This is a genomic window from Croceibacterium ferulae (assembly GCF_003660445.1).
Classification (GTDB): Bacteria; Pseudomonadota; Alphaproteobacteria; order Sphingomonadales; family Sphingomonadaceae; genus Croceibacterium; species Croceibacterium ferulae.
Genome location: NZ_QZVQ01000022.1, coordinates 1 through 16,130 on the forward strand (window position 1 = coordinate 1; position 16,130 = coordinate 16,130).

General features: G+C 62.5%; 18 protein-coding genes and 1 pseudogene. 8 read left to right on the forward strand and 11 right to left on the reverse strand.

Annotated elements, in window-relative coordinates:
• Positions 1–96: 96 nt before the first annotated feature.
• Positions 97–585: a Ros/MucR family transcriptional regulator gene (locus D5S08_RS15810; protein WP_121120161.1), complete on the reverse strand. Its 489-nt coding sequence runs from the start codon at positions 583–585 to the stop codon at positions 97–99.
• Between the two features lie 915 nt (positions 586–1,500).
• Here D5S08_RS15810 and D5S08_RS15820 point away from each other — a divergent pair.
• Entirely contained in the window at positions 1,501–1,866 is a 366-nt protein-coding gene (locus D5S08_RS15820) for a hypothetical protein (RefSeq protein ID WP_121120163.1), read from the forward strand.
• Between the two features lie 304 nt (positions 1,867–2,170).
• On the opposite strand, the pseudogene D5S08_RS15830 reads toward D5S08_RS15820, so the two are convergent.
• Positions 2,171–3,245: pseudogene (locus D5S08_RS15830) on the reverse strand (OB-fold nucleic acid binding domain-containing protein); the annotation flags it as partial.
• A gap of 852 nt (positions 3,246–4,097) precedes the next feature.
• Between D5S08_RS15830 and D5S08_RS17280 the strand changes: the two are divergent.
• Positions 4,098–4,487: a thermonuclease family protein gene (locus D5S08_RS17280; RefSeq protein ID WP_121120165.1), complete on the forward strand. Its 390-nt coding sequence runs from the start codon at positions 4,098–4,100 to the stop codon at positions 4,485–4,487.
• A gap of 255 nt (positions 4,488–4,742) precedes the next feature.
• On the opposite strand, the gene D5S08_RS15845 is transcribed toward D5S08_RS17280, so the two are convergent.
• The 3 genes from D5S08_RS15845 to D5S08_RS15855 form a co-directional block, all read right to left on the reverse strand.
• The gene (locus tag D5S08_RS15845) at positions 4,743–5,717 is read right to left on the reverse strand and encodes a GGDEF domain-containing protein (RefSeq protein ID WP_126665624.1); all 975 of its coding nucleotides are present in this window, start codon (positions 5,715–5,717) and stop codon (positions 4,743–4,745) included.
• A gap of 192 nt (positions 5,718–5,909) precedes the next feature.
• Positions 5,910–6,056 (reverse strand): single stranded DNA-binding domain-containing protein, encoded by a 147-nt coding sequence (locus D5S08_RS15850; RefSeq protein WP_175578957.1) that lies wholly within the window; start codon positions 6,054–6,056, stop codon positions 5,910–5,912.
• A 780-nt stretch (positions 6,057–6,836) separates the two neighbouring features.
• A complete protein-coding gene (locus D5S08_RS15855; RefSeq protein ID WP_126665625.1) occupies positions 6,837–7,196 on the reverse strand; it encodes a hypothetical protein in 360 nt (119 codons plus the stop codon).
• A 116-nt stretch (positions 7,197–7,312) separates the two neighbouring features.
• Between D5S08_RS15855 and D5S08_RS15860 the strand changes: the two genes are divergently transcribed.
• The 4 genes from D5S08_RS15860 (at position 7,313) to D5S08_RS15875 (ending at position 9,500) form a co-directional block, all read left to right on the forward strand.
• On the forward strand, positions 7,313–7,675 hold the full coding sequence (locus D5S08_RS15860; protein WP_121120168.1) for a hypothetical protein: 363 nt from the start codon (positions 7,313–7,315) through the stop codon (positions 7,673–7,675).
• Between the two features lie 952 nt (positions 7,676–8,627).
• Positions 8,628–8,816 carry a hypothetical protein gene (locus D5S08_RS15865; protein WP_121120169.1) on the forward strand — a complete coding sequence of 63 codons (189 nt, stop codon included), beginning with the start codon at positions 8,628–8,630 and terminating at the stop codon, positions 8,814–8,816.
• 198 nt (positions 8,817–9,014) lie between these two features.
• A complete protein-coding gene (locus tag D5S08_RS15870; RefSeq protein ID WP_121120170.1) occupies positions 9,015–9,248 on the forward strand; it encodes a hypothetical protein in 234 nt (77 codons plus the stop codon).
• Positions 9,249–9,317: 69 nt separating this feature from the next.
• The gene (locus tag D5S08_RS15875) at positions 9,318–9,500 is read left to right on the forward strand and encodes a hypothetical protein (protein WP_121120171.1); all 183 of its coding nucleotides are present in this window, start codon (positions 9,318–9,320) and stop codon (positions 9,498–9,500) included.
• 715 nt (positions 9,501–10,215) lie between these two features.
• Here D5S08_RS15875 and D5S08_RS17560 read toward each other — a convergent pair.
• From D5S08_RS17560 to D5S08_RS15895, 5 genes are all read right to left on the reverse strand, one after another.
• Positions 10,216–10,422, reverse strand: a complete 207-nt coding sequence (locus D5S08_RS17560) for a DUF6894 family protein (protein WP_421757479.1) — start codon at positions 10,420–10,422, stop codon at positions 10,216–10,218.
• Between the two features lie 615 nt (positions 10,423–11,037).
• The gene (locus tag D5S08_RS16815) at positions 11,038–11,211 is read right to left on the reverse strand and encodes a hypothetical protein (RefSeq protein WP_155522994.1); all 174 of its coding nucleotides are present in this window, start codon (positions 11,209–11,211) and stop codon (positions 11,038–11,040) included.
• 173 nt (positions 11,212–11,384) lie between these two features.
• Positions 11,385–11,729, reverse strand: coding sequence for a hypothetical protein (locus D5S08_RS15885; protein WP_121120173.1), 345 nt, complete (start codon positions 11,727–11,729; stop codon positions 11,385–11,387).
• 218 nt (positions 11,730–11,947) lie between these two features.
• Positions 11,948–12,940, reverse strand: coding sequence for a deazapurine DNA modification protein DpdA family protein (locus D5S08_RS15890; protein WP_121120174.1), 993 nt, complete (start codon positions 12,938–12,940; stop codon positions 11,948–11,950).
• Complete coding sequence (locus tag D5S08_RS15895) at positions 12,937–13,581, reverse strand: DUF7007 domain-containing protein (RefSeq protein WP_121120175.1); 645 nt, start codon at positions 13,579–13,581, stop codon at positions 12,937–12,939. Before D5S08_RS15895 ends, D5S08_RS15890 begins: the two co-directional genes overlap by 4 nt.
• A 116-nt stretch (positions 13,582–13,697) precedes the next feature.
• On the opposite strand from D5S08_RS15895, the gene D5S08_RS16600 reads away from it, so the two are divergent.
• The gene (locus D5S08_RS16600) at positions 13,698–13,886 is read left to right on the forward strand and encodes a hypothetical protein (protein WP_126665626.1); all 189 of its coding nucleotides are present in this window, start codon (positions 13,698–13,700) and stop codon (positions 13,884–13,886) included.
• Between the two features lie 314 nt (positions 13,887–14,200).
• Here D5S08_RS16600 and D5S08_RS15905 read toward each other — a convergent pair whose 3' ends face one another.
• Entirely contained in the window at positions 14,201–15,502 is a 1,302-nt protein-coding gene (locus D5S08_RS15905; protein ID WP_121120177.1) for a hypothetical protein, read from the reverse strand.
• Between the two features lie 152 nt (positions 15,503–15,654).
• Between D5S08_RS15905 and D5S08_RS15910 the strand changes: the two genes are divergently transcribed.
• Entirely contained in the window at positions 15,655–16,071 is a 417-nt protein-coding gene (locus D5S08_RS15910) for a hypothetical protein (RefSeq protein ID WP_338323008.1), read from the forward strand.
• Positions 16,072–16,130: the final 59 nt, after the last annotated feature.

Consider the following 16,130-nt stretch of genomic DNA (forward strand, 5'->3'; position numbering starts at 1 on the left):
TCTCCCTAACCTCAAAAACCCGGCCAGCGATGGCCGGGTTTTCTGTTCGCGCCAGCGAGACTGCGCGCTGAAGCTCTATCCGCTTGAGATCGGCACTCAGGCCGGCTCAGCCACCTTCTCGGCGGCAGCTGCCTTCGGCTTCCGGCCCGGCTTCTGAGCTGACTTCTGACCAGGCCGTTCGCCGGGCTTGCGGCCCAAGCCGATGTCCTTTGCCAGCGCACGGCGCTTTTCGGCATATTCAGGAGCGACCATCGGGTAGTCAGACGGCAGGTTCCAGCGCTGACGGTACTGGTCGGGCGTCATGCCATACTGCGTCATCAGGTAACGCTTGAGCATCTTCATCTTCTTGCCGTCTTCCAGGCACACGAGATAGTCAGGCTTAATCGATGCGCGGACGGAAACGGCCGGCTCCGGTCGTTCTTCGACTGGCTCGCTTGCGCCCAAACCCTGAAGAGCTCCAAACACGTTCTGGATGAGGGTCGGCAGATCTGCGACCTCGACCCTGTTGTTCGTGACATGCGCAGCAACGATGTCTGAGGTAAGTGCGATCAGCGTCTCGGCCTGATCATTATCAACGGTGTTCATGCAGTTCCCTACTGTTCCGACTTGTCGATGTGAGTGTCGAAAGGTGCATGTCGTTTCAGCAGCGATTGAAATCAACCTCTGACGCACATGAACTTAGTCAGTTTTGTCGACTTTACGCCGTCGGATCCGACACTCTCACAGTAGCCATTCAGCGGTGGGAGCAAAGATTGCGAGGATCACAGAGAAGCCTGTCAGTCAGTCAGTCGATTCTAAGCAAACATCGAAACCCGATCAGGTGTCAAGCTCCTGGCGCGCAAGTGTGTCGCCAAACGAAAACGGCCGCCCAATCGGGACGGCCGTTTGCTTATGCATATGTCTGCCTTAGATCAGTACGGTCGCAACATTGGCTGACCATGCGCACTGGCTTTGCGAAAATAGGCGGCAAGCAGAAGCTTGATGAGGCTGATCATGATACTTTCTCCTACACGGATCGGCCCATCAACGATCTGATGGAAGCCACGGTGTAAATGGATCGTCCATCCATCATGCGCAGATGATCGCAATCAGGTTTTTCTTTCACTCGAGGCTGTAATTGGACCAGCCTGGTGCCAAACTCAAACGCGAAGAGGTTCACAGCTGTTGCAACCTTTGCACCCGTTCCTGGGAATACTACCTACGGCTCTGCAAACGATTTTGAAGGCGCCTAGCCTTCCCCGATGGCTTCCCTTCGCGCGCGCTAGCATCGTCAGAGTCCGGAGCCAAAAAATTCAGCGGCTCTGGTGTGCAGACTGCGGGCAGTCATCTCGGCACCAACGCCCCGAGATCTCGGCAGTCTCAAGAGCCGCTCGAAGGTTACGCTCCAAAGTCGGGAGACGGACTTGAGCCACAATCAAGGTGGAGGTGTCCTGGACAGTGCCGATGACACTCATCTAGCCATCAGCAAAGTGTTAGCACTTCGTCTGTCAGATTTCGTGTGTGGCGTTCACCGATCTCTCGCCGGGATTCCGGCAGTCCACCCCGCTCCACTTCAACGTGACGGTCGATAAAGGTCAGGTATTTGCTACCCTTCTGGGGCAGCGCCACAACTTGGCTGAGTACTTGCCCGTGATCGCGGAAAACTACCTCACCAACGTTCGCTGGAAGCTGAACGGCCAGGACCTGTTCTGGGAGTACTGGATTGGTGAGCCGGCCTGTATCGGCGGCACCTTCTGCTATCGTGCGGAAACCCGTGAGTTTCAGTCTTTCATCTGGACCGAACACCCTGCTGTTGATCTGCCCGCCTTGCAGAGCGCGCAACGTGAAGCGACGCAGTTCCTCCAAATGACCCGCAGGGCAGCTTGAAGCCCCTTGGCCCTCATGGCGGCGTAACCTCCTCGTAACAGCCGGCGCGGCGGAGCTGACGAACAATCCCGTTGAACGCGGCAGTGACACCCTGCGCGCGACCAATGTCGTTCTCTTGGCAAGCAGCATCCCAGTACAGCACGAGCGGCCAGCGCTCTGGGCAGTGAGGTAGCAGGCATCGGAGCGCTAAGCGGACCTCAGCGACATCGACGCGGGTGTCCGAGCAACGGGACACACCACAGCGCAGGATGTGCACTGAGAGCGCGATCACGACCCGCTGATGCTTCGGCAGCTGCGACATGAATTAATGGAAGTCATGCGACTTGAAGCGGACGACCTGCTCCGGATCCATTCCGTCGGCGTGCGGCGGCCAATAACAGTTCCGCGGCTCCGGGCTCCAGCCCTTGTCCCCGCAATCAGGTGAGCCTGGGTGCTGCGCTGCATCTCCCCGGCCAGTCTTGTGCGGGAACGACATATTGCCGACCCGGTGCAGCAGATCGCCATGGTCGATGATCCGGTCGCAGATCACATGGATGATCTCGCCTTCCTTCTGCACCCGCTCTTTTAGGCCGACCATCGAGGCGGACATGATCGTGCGTCGCTGGGCCTCGAAGCGATCAGGCCACAGTATGCCGTTGGCAATGCCGGTCTCGTCCTCAATCGTGATGAACAGGACGCCCTTCGCAGAACCTGGCTTTTGCCGGACCAGGACAATGCCGGCGACCTCAACATGGCGTCCGTCTCGGATGGTGGCGAGATCTGCGCATCTGGTCACGCCGCGCCTCGTCAGCTCGTTCCGCACGAAAGTCAGAGGATGGGCGCGGAGGGAGAGCTGTAGGGTAGAACCCCATCGGCTGCGCGTTCATCAGCGCGGCGCAGAACACGTCGGGATGGTGGTGCTTCATCCATGATGACGCGTAAGAGATCTTGGCAAAGGAGGCGGCGTGGCTCTCAGGGAAGCCATAGGATCCAAAGCCTTCGAGCTGGCGGAAGGTGCGCTCGGCAAACTCACGCGGATAGCCGCGTTCGACCATGCCGTTCACCAGCTTCTCGCTGAAGTGACTGACCCCGCCGGTGAACTTGAAGGTCGCCATGGCGCGGCGCAGCTGGTCCGCCTCTGCCGGCGTGAACCCGGCACCGACGATCGCGACCTTCATCGCCTGTTCCTGGAACAGCGGGACACCGAGCGTCTTCTCCAGCACGGCACGCAGCTCCGGCCGCGGGTATTCCGGCTTCTCCAGCCCTTCGCGCCGGCGCAGGTACGGATGCACCATGTCGCCCTGAATTGGCCCCGGGCGCACGATCGCCACTTGGATCACAAGGTCGTAGAACCGGCGCGGCTTCATCCGCGGCAGCATGGACATCTGCGCCCGGCTCTCCCATGCCTGGGTCGATCCGCTCCGTCCGGAGCTTCAGCAGCCTGAGCAGGTGCGATGCCTCGCGGGTTGGCCGGGAAGTGCCGACCGCCACCACCTTTTCGCTGCCATCGGTCCGCAAGCCGGTCAGCTGCACCGATCGCGCACCCAGACCCTTCGCCTGCAGCACGCCGGCGAGATCCGTTAGGAGGTCGCCCATGACCTGCTCGATCGCCTCGGCGGTGCCGATCGGCTCCAGCAGCCGGCGCTCGACCCGTGGCACCTCGATATTCTCGCGCGGAGTAATTGGCTCCGCGACCGAGCCAAGCGCCTGATCGAGCCGGGTGATCGCTGGCAGGCCAAGGCGCCGGGCCAGCGGTCCGCGTGCGACCGGCAGCAGATCGCTGATGCGCTCGAAGCCGAACTTGCGGGCTGCGCTCAGCGCCGTCGGTGTCAGCCGCAGCGCCGCGATCGGGAAGGGGCCAAGCGCCTCCACTGCCCCGCCCGGTGAAGCGACTTGGATCGGATCGCCGCGGCCGAACCGGGCGAGAGCGTGGGCCGCGCAGGCGTGTCAGCAACGCCGACGCGGGCGGTGAAGCCGGACCTGCAGCGGCCCTTTTCGGCCGAGCAAATGCAGGTCCGCGGCCCGATCTTCCCTACCCCGCCACAAGACCGCCGTCTAAACTCGTTGGACAGCCTAGCAACCAACCCACAACCCACTCGATCCGCGTCTTCATCTGCGCAGCGCGCCGCAGGCGCGCTGCAGAATATTCTGTCGATTGCACGGTGCCGGAAGGTACAATCGGCTTGCTGTAGCTGCTGGGAACATGGCACGAACAATGCCTCTGTTTTGCTCTCGATCTGGACAGTTCAACGATGTCGTTCCTCCTTGCCGCCGCTGCCGGCGCCGTCTTTTCCTGTACCCCTGTCAGAGTGTTTGACGGAGATGGTCCGCTGTGGTGCGAAGAGGGTCCGCGTATTCGCCTGAAGGATATCGCAGCCCGCGAGATGGATGGCACCTGCAGGCCCGGTCACCCCTGCCCCCGGGCAAGTGGCGAGCAGGCTCGAGATGCACTGGTCAACTTGCTTGGCGGACCGCGCGGCACAATGCGCACCGGTCATATTCGGGTGCGCTATCCTACCATCCAGTGCCGCAGCTTCGGCCAGAACCACCACCGCGAGGTAGCGTCCTGCCGCCTCGTCGATGGCCGTGACCTTTCAGCTGCGATGGTGCAAACCGGCACTGTACTGCCATGGCAGCATTAACGCGCGGCTTGGATCCGGCCGCCGTCAAAATGACACCCAATTTTGGACGGTCCAGCTGCGTGTCACAGAGTTCGATTCCTGATGTCACGCGAGTCCAGATCTCTGTGTCAGGTTCTACGATCCGTTGGCGCCGCCGAGTCCGGTTTTAAGCGAACAAATCCGGGCCGCAGAGTCCGGCGCTGAGTGAACATTCAACGGCGCAGAGTCCGGCTTAAGAGAACATCCGGTGGCTGTATGGGCGCAGCGGCCAACGCCTCAGCCGAGTATGACCTGGTTTCGACCTGCCTGCTTGGCGGCGTACATCGCGGCATCGGCCCGGTGCAGGGCGCCGGGTGTATTGCTTGCATCACCGTCAGCTTCTGCGACGCCGGCTGAGAAGCTGATGACCCCAAGCGGCTCGTCCGTCTCGCGGAGCTTGAAGCGTCGGGAGGCAAGATCAGCGCGGGCCTGATCCAGCAGCGCCGTACAAGCGGCCGCGTCGCCACCGTCCATGACCACGATGAACTCTTCGCCACCCCAGCGCCCCACCAGGTGCGGCGCGCAGCTGGTGGCAAGGGAGCTGGCGACCATCTTCAGCACGCGGTCCCCGACCGTATGGCCGAAGCGGTCGTTGACCCGCTTGAAGCTGTCGATGTCGCAGAGCCCGACGGTTCGCTTGCGCCCGGCGCTGGCGAGCTCCTCCAGCTGCCGCTCAACACGCCGGCGGTTTGGAAGACCCGTCAGCGCATCGCGTTCAGCATCGCCGCGGGCGGTTGCGAGTTCCTGGCGCAGTGCCTCGATCTCGCGCAGCGCACTGCGGAAATTGTCCTCTGCCTGCTTTGACCGCTCAATCATGCGGGCGACGATCTGCACGGTCCGCGCTGCCTGGCTGTCGAGCTGCTGGGCTTCGCTGTCTAGGTCGGCCACGAACTCTTGCGACTGGGCGGCAGCTGTTGCCGTCAGCGCCCCAAGGCGCTCCGCCTGAGCCTCCAGACGCCTTCGTTCGCCATCGCCGTTCGACCCTGAGTGCCGAATGCTGTCGCCGGCATAGAGTGCGACGATCTCGTCCGCCTCTTCTTGCCGCATCCGTACGCCGTCTTCAGCAATAGCTTTGACGGCAAGTCCGATCCGGGAGGTGGGTTCATCGACCGCGATGTAGGCGAGGGTGTAGTTCTGAGGGGTTGGGGGCAATCGGTGACGTTCAAGAAATGCCAGCGCCTCGTCACTGGTCGTCCGCAATGCTCGCGCCACTATGCTGTCGCCCCCGACGGTTCTCTCATTGATCTAGGTTGATCGTACTCGCTCGGCACCTGTTCGCCACACTGAATTATCTCGGCAGCTGATTAGCTGCCGAGTTGTGGCGGTTTGACCCCAATGAGCGGGTTAGCGATCCTCGTTGGCGCGCTTTTCTTCGTCGCTCAGCATCACCTGATAGTCTTCATCCTACGGCCGACCCTCAAACGCCGGCTGTCCTTCGACGTAGTTGCGGGGGCGATCGGTCACCAGGGTGATTTCGGTGATGCGGGTGTCCCGGCCGTCGCGAGCGATGGGGTCCTTGGCCAGGCGGCCGACGAGATTGACGTTGTTCATTTCCAAGCCTCCGTGATCCGGCGGGGCGTCCGCCGTGCCCCTGTTTGAGCCCGCCCGGTGGGCCGGGACACCGACGCGCTCGCGCGGAGGGGAACATCCGATGGCGGAGTGGTGCGGGCAGGCCGCCCATCGGGCGGACCACACGGTCCGTTATCGGGTGTTGGCCCGGTTCGGAGGGTGGGCTGGGGGCACATCGAGGCGGATGCACCTCGCCGGGTCACCGAGAGGCGCCAGAGAAATGGACAAGGGCAATCCGAGCCGGACACGCATGGCCAAGGACCACACCATCGCTCGTGATGGCTACAGGGACACCTGCGGCATCGCCGAAAGCACCCGATCCGGGTGACCGGTCGGACCTCCCGCTGATGCGAGGGGTCGTCATGGATCCAGGGCTATCCGGTCAAGGACGACACCTGAGTTCCGCGAGGGCACCACGGCATGGGCATGGGGGTCTTGCGACCACGCTGCTTATGGCGACCGCCGCCGTCACCGGCCGTTTTCACTGCACAAATCCGCGGGGACGCCGGACGCGCCGCGGAGGCTGTGGGATCATCGCCGGACGTTCGGGTTCCTTCCCCACCATTAGGCCGCGCTGATGCGTCGCCCTGCTGCGCTCGCGGTATTGCAGTGCAGGCGTTCTGCCAGCGATCGTGACCCGTCAGGGCCGAGACCCGTTCGCGGGGCTCGGTGGAGCCGACGGCGCCGCCAGGTCGCGCAGCGGCTAGATGGTGCCGGAGGCGGAATAGAGCGCGATCCCGCGATAGCGGGAGGTGGTCAGGACTATTCTTGCGTGGCTGCGAGGGCTCCTGGGTTCGTGTCACCGGTGCGAGCGAAAACGGTCTCGTTGCGCCGACCTACAGCATAGAGGGTGAGGAATGTTGCACACATGTTCAGGCCCGCAGCGTAGAGGGCACCGGAGGTCGGATCTTCAGCGGATCGCAAGAGGAGTGCGGCCGCAGCGGGCAGCATGATTCCTGCGCTGGCAAGCCACAGAGGTATACCAATCACCAGCAAGACGATCGTCGTCATGCGGTAGCCGCGCGATAGTGCTTCCTCGCGCGACGGTTCGCGGAACGTGAACAGCTCGGTCTCAGGTTCGTAGGGACGCATGGTGGTTTCCTCCGGATTGTGGACATTCAAGCAAGAGTCTAAGCCTTTTAAAGGTTTGGTTTCTCAAACGCGGACAACAAGGCGCTTGATAATCAATGGCTTAGTTCAAGACGGAAAACCGTTCACCCTTGCCTAACGAATGGTTTATGAAGCCTATCTGGATCAATGCGCCGCTGCACGGGAGTGAGGTTGCACCGATGAGCATTCCTGACTTCTGCGCTGGACCTGACGGGTTCTTCCGCTTTGGTCCGCAGCTAGCCGAGGCCGCCGCGATGTTAGTTGGGTTAGAGGTCCGGAAGCGCTGCGGCTTCGAGCCCTCACCAACACAGCGCACGACGTGGGCAGAGCTGTTCAACGAGACGGTCTGCCCCGAGTACGGCTTGCCGCACACTGCCGAAGATATGGCAGAATTAGAGTCTAAGCTGCACCGTTTCATCAAGCATACGGCAGCGAACGAGCTTCAGATCCGCACACTTAAACAGTGGCGAGATCTTCGTCCTCCCTCATAGTGATTAGGCCTAACTGGCTTTGATGCGCTTTGTAGCTATTTCCCAGCTGGCCGGGTTCATTTCGTAAGGGCCGTCGCTGTTCCAAATGTCGAGCGGTATCCCTAGGATCTGCTTCTCGCCTATTTTCTGGAAGACGCGCTGTAAGACGGAACATGACCTCCCACCGCACTAGCGGATTATGATACAGCCGTCCGGCTGTTATCGCTTCGGTTTTCAGTGAATGCCTGCCGGAACTTACCGTCTCTTACGCATGTCCGCTGATGCGGTGTAGATGACTTGAAGCGCGGACAAAGGCTGCCTTCTTTCGTCGAAGCCTAGATTAGGAGGAGCCTGCACTACCCTCATCGAAGCGACACGATCCGCCTCCGCAAAGCCCTGATCGCAAGCAAGCTACCCGCTCCAGCCTGTCCGGGTGAGAAACTAGACTGGAGCGGGGAAGAGGGGGCGCCTCTCGGGAACGCGCCGGCTCTGCCTGGCGGTATATATTCGATGGCTTGCCGATTGATGGCGGAGCAGCTCGGTAGGAATACGCATGGAGAAGAAGTCAGTCTGGTCGACGGGGCGTGCTGGCATTCTCCACGGCTTCCCACAGCCGCAATGCGAGTTCGGACCAGTCCGAACGATCGGTTGAGGCAAAGCGAAGCGCCGCCACTTTCCTATCCCGCCCGGATATCGCAGCGCTTCCACGATGACGCGTACCTCAGCCCACAACGCCTTCATCAGATCAGGGTCAACTTCCTTATGCGGAACACCGCTTTGAAGGAGCGCCAAGGCGCGACCTGCCTTCTCAACCGTCATAGAATCCTTCGACGCTTTTACCGCAAGGATGTCGTGCCGGAGCCTGACGTCAACTGGTGTGTTACTGCTTCATCAGCCGGAAGCGCTATGGTCTGGATGGATGGAAGAGCCGCGATCCGGTGATAACCGACAGAGACGATGACGGAGAGCAACGATGAGTGACATGCTGATCGGGTTTCTGCTGGGCGCATCGCTGGTGACACTGCCTATCACGATAGCGATAATCTTAGGCTTCCGCTGGTATCGTAAGACAACCGCGGGAATAAACGCCAGGCGAGAGGAAACCCGCAGGAACTACGACAAGATCCGGGCCTCGATCCACGCTAGGCGAGGAGGAGTGTGATAGGGTGGGAAGTCGAGCTAATCTTCTACTTGGTATGCACCATGGCACACGTGGCGATCTAATGGTTTCATAACCCGAAGATCGCGCATGATATTGACGACTGGACGTCCAGCCCCTCTTTATGTCTCACACCAGCCCGACTATGTTGCCAAGTCACGCCGGTATGTTGGCGGCTGACTGCCTCAGGAGTGACACCACATGACGCCCATTGAGGCAGCAGCGCGCGCCCTTGCCAAGCACCGGAGCGGTGTGGATGATTTCGACGAGCTGGATAAGAGCGTGCAGGAGACGTTGAAGGCGGAGGCGCGGGCGGTGCTAGCGGCGACCCGGGAGCCGAGCGACACGATGCTTGATGCCGCCCACGGCAACGAACACGCGGACTGGGACGCCGGCTGGCGCGCCATGATCGACGCGGCGCTGGGGGAAGGCTGACCCATGGCCCCGCTAGAATGAGCCGCCCGCGCCTTATGTGCGCTCGACGGCCACCAAGAGAATGCGACCATGGGCGGTTGGCCGCTATGGCACAGCTATCGGTCCGAAGCGCGCGCCGTGATGGAAGCGATCCGCGACCCCAGCACGGCAGCGGTGACGGCGGCGGCGGCGAAATCCGGGGAAATCGACAGAGGCGATTTCGCGGGCATCTACCGGACGATGATCGACGCGATGCTGGCCGAAGGACCTTGACCGTCCACGCAATTTGTCCCGGTGATCCCCGGCCGGTATGCGGCGAGGGCAAGGTATTCAGCGGCGTCCCCAGCTTCGTGACCTGCGTGGCGTGCAGAAGCCTTTTGTCCGCGCTGGGTCTATTCGTGCAGCCCGTGACTAATTGTTAACACGCGGAGCCTATTCATTGTGAACCCAAGATCGGCCCGTCAGGCAGACTTGGTGAGGGCCGCGTGCAGTCTCCTGGGCGCGGCCCTCTTCTCTTCACCTCCTCGGCGACCGGTCTGAACGCCGGCCGTCGCAGATGTTAAGGTTTCCGCAGGTCTTTTGACCCTAGGCGAACCCTCCTCAGGCAGGCTGAGCGCGGCGGGAGTGCATTAGCGCTGAGCCGTCTTCCGACCGGAATAGGCGTGGACAGATGGCAAGTGGAATTCTCAGCCTTGGTGGCGCTCTGGGATTGGTTGGCTCGGTTTTGGCCGTGGCCCTGATCATCCTTTGGCTTACGATCCGGTCCGTTTCCTCACGCGACAGGGCGAAGGGACATCAGCCATACCGCGAGGTGAAGGTCATGGCGGAGGTCCCTAGTGGGCAAGTCTTGGCATTGACAGGCGAGAACCGGGCGTTGGAGGCCGAGGTAGCTGAGGCTGTGGGGCCTTCCCGGTCTTAGCGCCGCATTGGGCAGCCGGCGCCGCCCAAATCCGAGTTCATATTTTATGCTCCCCCAGCTGGGGGGCCATCAGCCCGCCATAAATGCCGCACGCACGGGCACGACCGCGAGGAGCTTCCCCTCTTCGTCTCGGATTTGGTACTCGATTGCTAGAGTGTCCCGTCCAGCCACTATCCCCTCCGCGACGAGTTGGCGCCCACTTTCAATTGCATGCTCCCGAGCTGCGTCGAGGTCGGCGAACTGCTGACCTTCGGGGTCTCGCGCGCCGCCCTCTATGGTCCATACAGCCGCCCTCTATGGTCCATACATCTGTGTAGAAACGGCTCATGGAGCTAAAACAGCGCCTGCCGTTCTTGGTTTCTGTTGCTTCAACCACAGTACATGCAGGGCGCGTGCCGCATCACCTTCTTTTTGCAGTTGAGCAGATGCGGAACGGAGGAAAGGTGCTGCGACGACCAAGAGTCCTTGGGGGTCTGCAACGTCGCCGCAGCGTGGCCCGCTTACGCCACAGGTCGCGTCAGCACAAGCGGTGGAACGCCTGCCCAGGTACACCGTTTAAACCACCTGTGAGCGTCGGCGATCAAGCCCGATATGTCGGCGCTCACTTTGACGATCCAACTCGTCTTGCGGGTGAGCGCTGGCGGTCCCGTCAGTCCGGCCAGCGCTCATTCTGCAGGACAGAACAGGATGAATACTGTGGGGCGGCGTGACCGGGAAGTGCCCAGTCCAAACGCCACCCCAAACCCGCAGCTTATTCGGGTTCCCACCGTCCCGAGGTCATCGAGGCCTCGTCCGCTTGTCTTGGGTCGCTGCAGTCAACGAATGTGTATGCTCACGCAGAGACCCCGCCAAGTACGGAAAGTTACCTGATCTTCGCTGTACTAAATCGAATCAGTTGTTGTCCGCACAAGCAGTAAGTGCCGCATGCATGGTTTTGCCCCAAGCCCGCAGCAGCAGCGCCGACGCCGCTACTATCGGCAGGTCCGCCGCAGCACTGCCCGTAAGCTGTGTTTGCAGCGCCTCGGCGGTGTCGATTACTACGGAGGCAATCTGCGGATCGATCATAGCGTTACCTGTCTGCGTGTAGGGAGAAGGGGCGCAGGACGATTACTCAAGGCCCAGCACAAACGAGCAGCCCTTGAGCAGCAGCAGGAGCATCAGAACGCCCACAATCCTGTCCATGTCTGGCCCTCCAGAAGGTGGCGCCGCACCGGTTGCCCAGCACGGCGCCGGGCAGGTCACAGTGTGCAGGTCGTGCCCACGTCGGCCGCCTGGATCTGCGCGTCACGCAGGTGGCGGTTGAACTCGGGCAGGTTCTTGGCAACGCGGGCGCGCTCCACCAGCGTGTAGGTGTCGCGGTACTTGCCCATGGCGTTGTTCACGGCGGCGCTGCGGTTCGACTTGGCCGAGTACTGCCGGCTGACGCAGCTGTTGAAGGTGGCGGCGTGCTGGGCTTCGGCGGCCGGCACGGGCTGGTTGCTCTCCGGCACGGTCTGGGTCTGGCCCATGGCGAGGGCGGCGGGGGAGGCGATGGTCATGATGGCGGCCACGAGGGCGGCAATCAGGGCAAGAATGCTCTTCATGTGGATAGTCCTTTCGGGTTGGGTACTCAGGTGCAGCGGGGTCATTCCCCGGGCTGTTCGGTGGGCCGGCGATCAGGGATCGAGCCGTGTGTCTGGTGGGCATTCCCAAGGTCGAAGCCTGCCGCGACGAACGGCATCGCCTCACCGCGGGGTATCAGAATGAATCGTTTCGGCGTGATCGCACGGCAGTCGCAGCAGCTTCATGATGCCAGGCGAGGTCAGGCGGCTACGCGGTAGAGGTCGGCCTGGATCCACGGCTCAACCACCGTTTCATGATCGAGCGCGCCCTCTTCGATCAGCGCGTTCAGCTGATCGCGGGCAGTGGCGATCGCCTGTTCCCATCGGTTCAGCATCGGGCGCACCAAGGGATGGCCGGCCTCCGGCGGCAGCTGCCGAGGTCGCAGACAGGCAGCACGGCGCGGCTTGCAATACCAGCTGACCATGTGGGTGGCGGCCAGGGCGTCGGTCTTGCTGATCTGCTGTCTATGCGCCTCCCGGCGAGCCTGGATGCCCCAGGCTTGGCTATCGATGCTGGCCACTCGGTCCCTGAACTCGCTGAGGTACGGCAGGGCTTGGCCTTTCACCCCGAAGCAATGTAGAACCACACCCTTGGGCAGGATGCGATCAAGCCGCTCGACAACCGCGATCAGGCCTTCGGGCCTGCGGATCTCGCGCCGGCACATGCTGCCCACGCCGATGGTGCGCCCGGGTTCGATCGACCAGCTCAATGCGTCTGGTGTCTTCTCGTAATCGTCAGGGGTGCGGCCCTGCAGCACCGGCATGAAGCGATGCTCGATCCCGGCCTCGCGCGCGCGTCGCCGTGTCTCGCGATTGGCGGCGATGGTGCGCGACAGTCGCTCGGCGATCGCGGTGCGGTCGGCCGCGATCTCTTGTTCGACCGGATAATCGAAGCTGGCAAATTGGCGGAAGGGGAAGCTGGCCGCCAGCTCGACATAGGACTCAACAGTCCAGGGGAATCCGCCGTAGATCATGTGGCTGGTGAAGCCGCCGCTATCGAGCGTGAGGTCGGTGCCTGCAGGCAGACGCTGCAGGTCGGTGGTGTTCCATCCCGCCCAGCGCCGGCGATCGCCCTGCCCGCGCCAGCGGGACAGGGCATTTGCCGACACCAGCAGCGGGGCGCCGAGCGCCAGCGCGCGCGCGAGGATCGGGCCTTGCCGCAGATGCGGCAGCCCGAGGATGATCTCGATCATGCCGCATTCCTGACCTTCCGGGCGGACGGGTTCGCCGGCTTGTCTACGATCGTCGCGCCGAGCTGCTCTACCGTGCGCGGCGTCTCGGTGGCATCCCAGCGGCCCTTATCGGCCAGCATCCATTGCTCGTCGGCACCGTAGGAGGCGTGCCCCAGATGATCGACGGCGGTGACCTCGCGCGCGACGAAGCCGACCATGCCGTCGGGCACCCACTGCGCCCAATCGCCGAAGGCGGAGCAGGCGATCACCTGACCGATCACGCGCTGGTACTTGGCCCGTTCCGTCAGGACGTATGACTGGTTCTCGGCAACGGTCTCGCCGGCGAAGGCGGTGTAGCGGTCCGGGTGCCAGCAGCACACGGTGTCCCGGGCGTGCTGCAGCCGGTCCGGCTTGCCGAGCTCGGTGCCGGCGAACTCGGCCTCGAAGGCGAGCACCGGCAACGCCCAGTTGCAATCCTCCTCATAGCTTCGGTGGTCGAGGCGCAGCGCGTCCGGCATGGCCGCCTGGCGCTCATCGGAGAGGATGATGCCGCCGTGGCTGGGCGTGGTGACCAGCCACAGACCGGGGATTACCTCGTCGGCAGTCTGGACACCGCCCCAAATGGATTCTTCGGGACGCGGGGTATTGGCGAATTGCTGCATGATGGATCTCCTGTTCCATCACACTCCCTCCCCCTCCCCTCTGCCGGCCTTGTGCCGGGGCTGCGCGACCGGAGCCTTTCGCCGCGCCTCTCGTTGATGGCGGGAAAGGAACACGCATGTTGATCAAGCTCGCCGCCCTCGCGGCCGTCGGCTACGCCGGGTATAAGTATCTCAATGGTAATGGAGGAAGCACTGTGCCGAGCGCATCCCCTCGTCCCTCACCCGACCAACGTGCTGTGGCTGGTGGTCCCATCAGCGGGGAGGCGCAGCTGATCCATCGCGGCGAGAAACTGCCCAGCGACTGACTCTGCTGACCCGGCTGTAACGATTACGCGCCTGCGTATCTGCGCCTTTGGTAGAGTTCGAAAGCACACCACAGGACAGCGCCGGCCATTAAAAGGGGGATCATGTCTGCGCGGTTCTCGAAGTACGCTACGACCGAGACCGACGACATACCGAACAAAACTGAAGGCCAGAACCTGCGTGTCGCAAGCAGCAAGGCGAACATCACAGGGATAGTAAGCACGAGCGCGGAGGTCTGAACGAGCGAAATCCAGTTCATCGTCGGAGATCCTTTGCCCAGGACGTTGCCGTCTCTGGTTTCGTTGATCGGGTCGTTCTAGCTCGCAACGCCACCCTCGACCATCGCCTCCAGCTTGTCGAGTATCGCGTCAGTCGAGATGTCGTCGAGGGTGATGGTCAGCGCCGGTCGAATTTCGGTGATCCGCGCCTTTTCGATCAGCTTGCGCTCGAGATAGTGGCTGGTGGTCTCGCGCAGGACCTGCACCGCGAAGTCTGCCTCCTCGCCGGTTCTCCAATCAAGATAGGCGACCACCAGATCGGGCCGCACATTCCCCGAGGGATGGAAGATGTCGAACAACGGCCTTTTGATCGCGACCTGCACGCCTTTGGCACGCATCCGGTACTGGAACCTGGTCAGTCGTTCGAGCAGCTGGCGATCGTCACCGCGGTCGGTGGGGATGAACTGGTTGCCCTTGAATACCGGCTGCGCATAGGCGCGCAGCGGAAGATACCCTTCCCGCTTGCTGTGCTCTCCAACGACTGCAAGCACCAGGAAAGGCGGCTCGACCTGAGCGCGGATGATCCCGGTATGCTGGATGCGGTTCCGCACGCTGACCGTGCCCAGGCCGGTCTCGATATCGGTGCCGGTGATCGCATTCGCCTCAAGCAGCAGGAACGCCTGCGGCGCATAACCGACCGGCCACTTCTTCGCCGCCTCGCGCAACCTGGCGTGGACCCTCAGGCTCTCGTAGTCAGTCGCCTTGGTGTAGAGGTGATCGGCAAGGCAGATGCCTGGCGCGATCTCGAACCGCTGTGCGGCCTGCCAGACTTTGCGCAGCTCATCCCGGATCGAGAACTCGGGTCGGCCTTCCGGCGGCAGCGCCTGGATGACGTTGGTGCGCACGGCCTCCAGCAGCATCCATAGCAGACGAGCAAGGCGCGGGATGTCGACACCGCGGCTGCGATCGTCCGGCTCGCTGTCGAGCGGCGCCTGCGCCAGCTTCTCCGGCGCTTCCTTGTGTGCGTTGAACAAGCCCTTGGGGAACTCGATCTCGAACAGCGTGTCGTCGGCCCGTTCGCGGATGCGATCGGGTGCCGGCGGCAGGTAGAACGGGCAGGCCCGCTTGTGCGCCGGCCGGCTCGGCAGTCGGCGCAGATAGTAAGTTTCCTGGAAGGAGAGATAGGCCGGGCTCATCAGCGGCGGACGGGCCTCGTCGCCCAGGCAATCGCAGGCGATCCACTTGTGGTTCTCGCGTGCCGTCACGACCATCGACACCGAGGCGGCGTGATCGTCCTGCGAGCCGCTGCCGGTATACCAGCGGACGAGCGCACCGCGCAGGGCGCGCGGCAGCGCGAAGCGCTTCCCCAAACCGTTCGTGTCCCTGGTCACCAGCCACATGATGAATGCCTTGACGCCTCCGCGATGTTCACGTTGCGTTCACGCCCTTACAGGAGCATACCATGGATCAGTCAATTGCCGTTGGCCACTTCGACCTTGATGTAACGTTGCGCGATGCAGCCCTCGATCCCGAGAGCACGCCGACCCGGCGCATGATCGCCAATGCCGCGATCGGCGTCGAGACCAACGACGCCTACTATTCGACCTGCGAGTTGCTTGAGGCGCTGGAAGCGGTGCTTGAGGTTGGCGGTCCGCGGAACAAGGCCAAGCTTGCGACAGTGCTGTCGAACCGGTGCGACGATTTCCAGCGGTGCCTCTACTACTGCCTCGCCGGTCGCGGCATCGTGCAGATGCTGGAGGATCTGGAATGGCTTGCCGCCATCCTGAAGGCGCGCGGGCAGATCGAGGGGATTGAAGTCCGCCGGCATGGCCGCCGGCCACTGCCGCTGGTGAACCCGTATGTGGCGGCGGCGCCGGACGGGCTGCTGGTTTCGGCCTCGGCCGACTTCCAGGAGGGTCCCTCCTGGTGGTTCGATCCCAAGTTGCCCGGGATCATCGACGAGGATTGACTAGGGTCCAAACCCAATCAGCAGCTTGATTTCGGCGAGCTGTGCTGATTCAGGAAGTC

What these genes read in the sequence shown, in the direction of transcription:
- D5S08_RS15895 (WP_121120175.1), bottom strand. Translation starts at nt 13,581, where the DNA reads ATGCAGCAATTCGCCAATACCCCGCGTCCCGAAGAATCCATTTGGGGC.
- D5S08_RS16815 (WP_155522994.1), bottom strand. Translation starts at nt 11,211, where the DNA reads ATGATCGATCCGCAGATTGCCTCCGTAGTAATCGACACCGCCGAGGCG.
- D5S08_RS15810 (WP_121120161.1), bottom strand. Translation starts at nt 585, where the DNA reads ATGAACACCGTTGATAATGATCAGGCCGAGACGCTGATCGCACTTACC.
- D5S08_RS15890 (WP_121120174.1), bottom strand. Translation starts at nt 12,940, where the DNA reads ATGATCGAGATCATCCTCGGGCTGCCGCATCTGCGGCAAGGCCCGATC.
- D5S08_RS15875 (WP_121120171.1), top strand. Translation starts at nt 9,318, where the DNA reads ATGGGCGGTTGGCCGCTATGGCACAGCTATCGGTCCGAAGCGCGCGCC.
- D5S08_RS15910 (WP_338323008.1), top strand. Translation starts at nt 15,655, where the DNA reads ATGATCGCCAATGCCGCGATCGGCGTCGAGACCAACGACGCCTACTAT.
- D5S08_RS15885 (WP_121120173.1), bottom strand. Translation starts at nt 11,729, where the DNA reads ATGAAGAGCATTCTTGCCCTGATTGCCGCCCTCGTGGCCGCCATCATG.
- D5S08_RS15905 (WP_121120177.1), bottom strand. Translation starts at nt 15,502, where the DNA reads ATGTGGCTGGTGACCAGGGACACGAACGGTTTGGGGAAGCGCTTCGCG.
- D5S08_RS17280 (WP_121120165.1), top strand. Translation starts at nt 4,098, where the DNA reads ATGTCGTTCCTCCTTGCCGCCGCTGCCGGCGCCGTCTTTTCCTGTACC.
- D5S08_RS15860 (WP_121120168.1), top strand. Translation starts at nt 7,313, where the DNA reads ATGAAGCCTATCTGGATCAATGCGCCGCTGCACGGGAGTGAGGTTGCA.
- D5S08_RS15870 (WP_121120170.1), top strand. Translation starts at nt 9,015, where the DNA reads ATGACGCCCATTGAGGCAGCAGCGCGCGCCCTTGCCAAGCACCGGAGC.
- D5S08_RS16600 (WP_126665626.1), top strand. Translation starts at nt 13,698, where the DNA reads ATGTTGATCAAGCTCGCCGCCCTCGCGGCCGTCGGCTACGCCGGGTAT.
- D5S08_RS15865 (WP_121120169.1), top strand. Translation starts at nt 8,628, where the DNA reads ATGAGTGACATGCTGATCGGGTTTCTGCTGGGCGCATCGCTGGTGACA.
- D5S08_RS15850 (WP_175578957.1), bottom strand. Translation starts at nt 6,056, where the DNA reads ATGAACAACGTCAATCTCGTCGGCCGCCTGGCCAAGGACCCCATCGCT.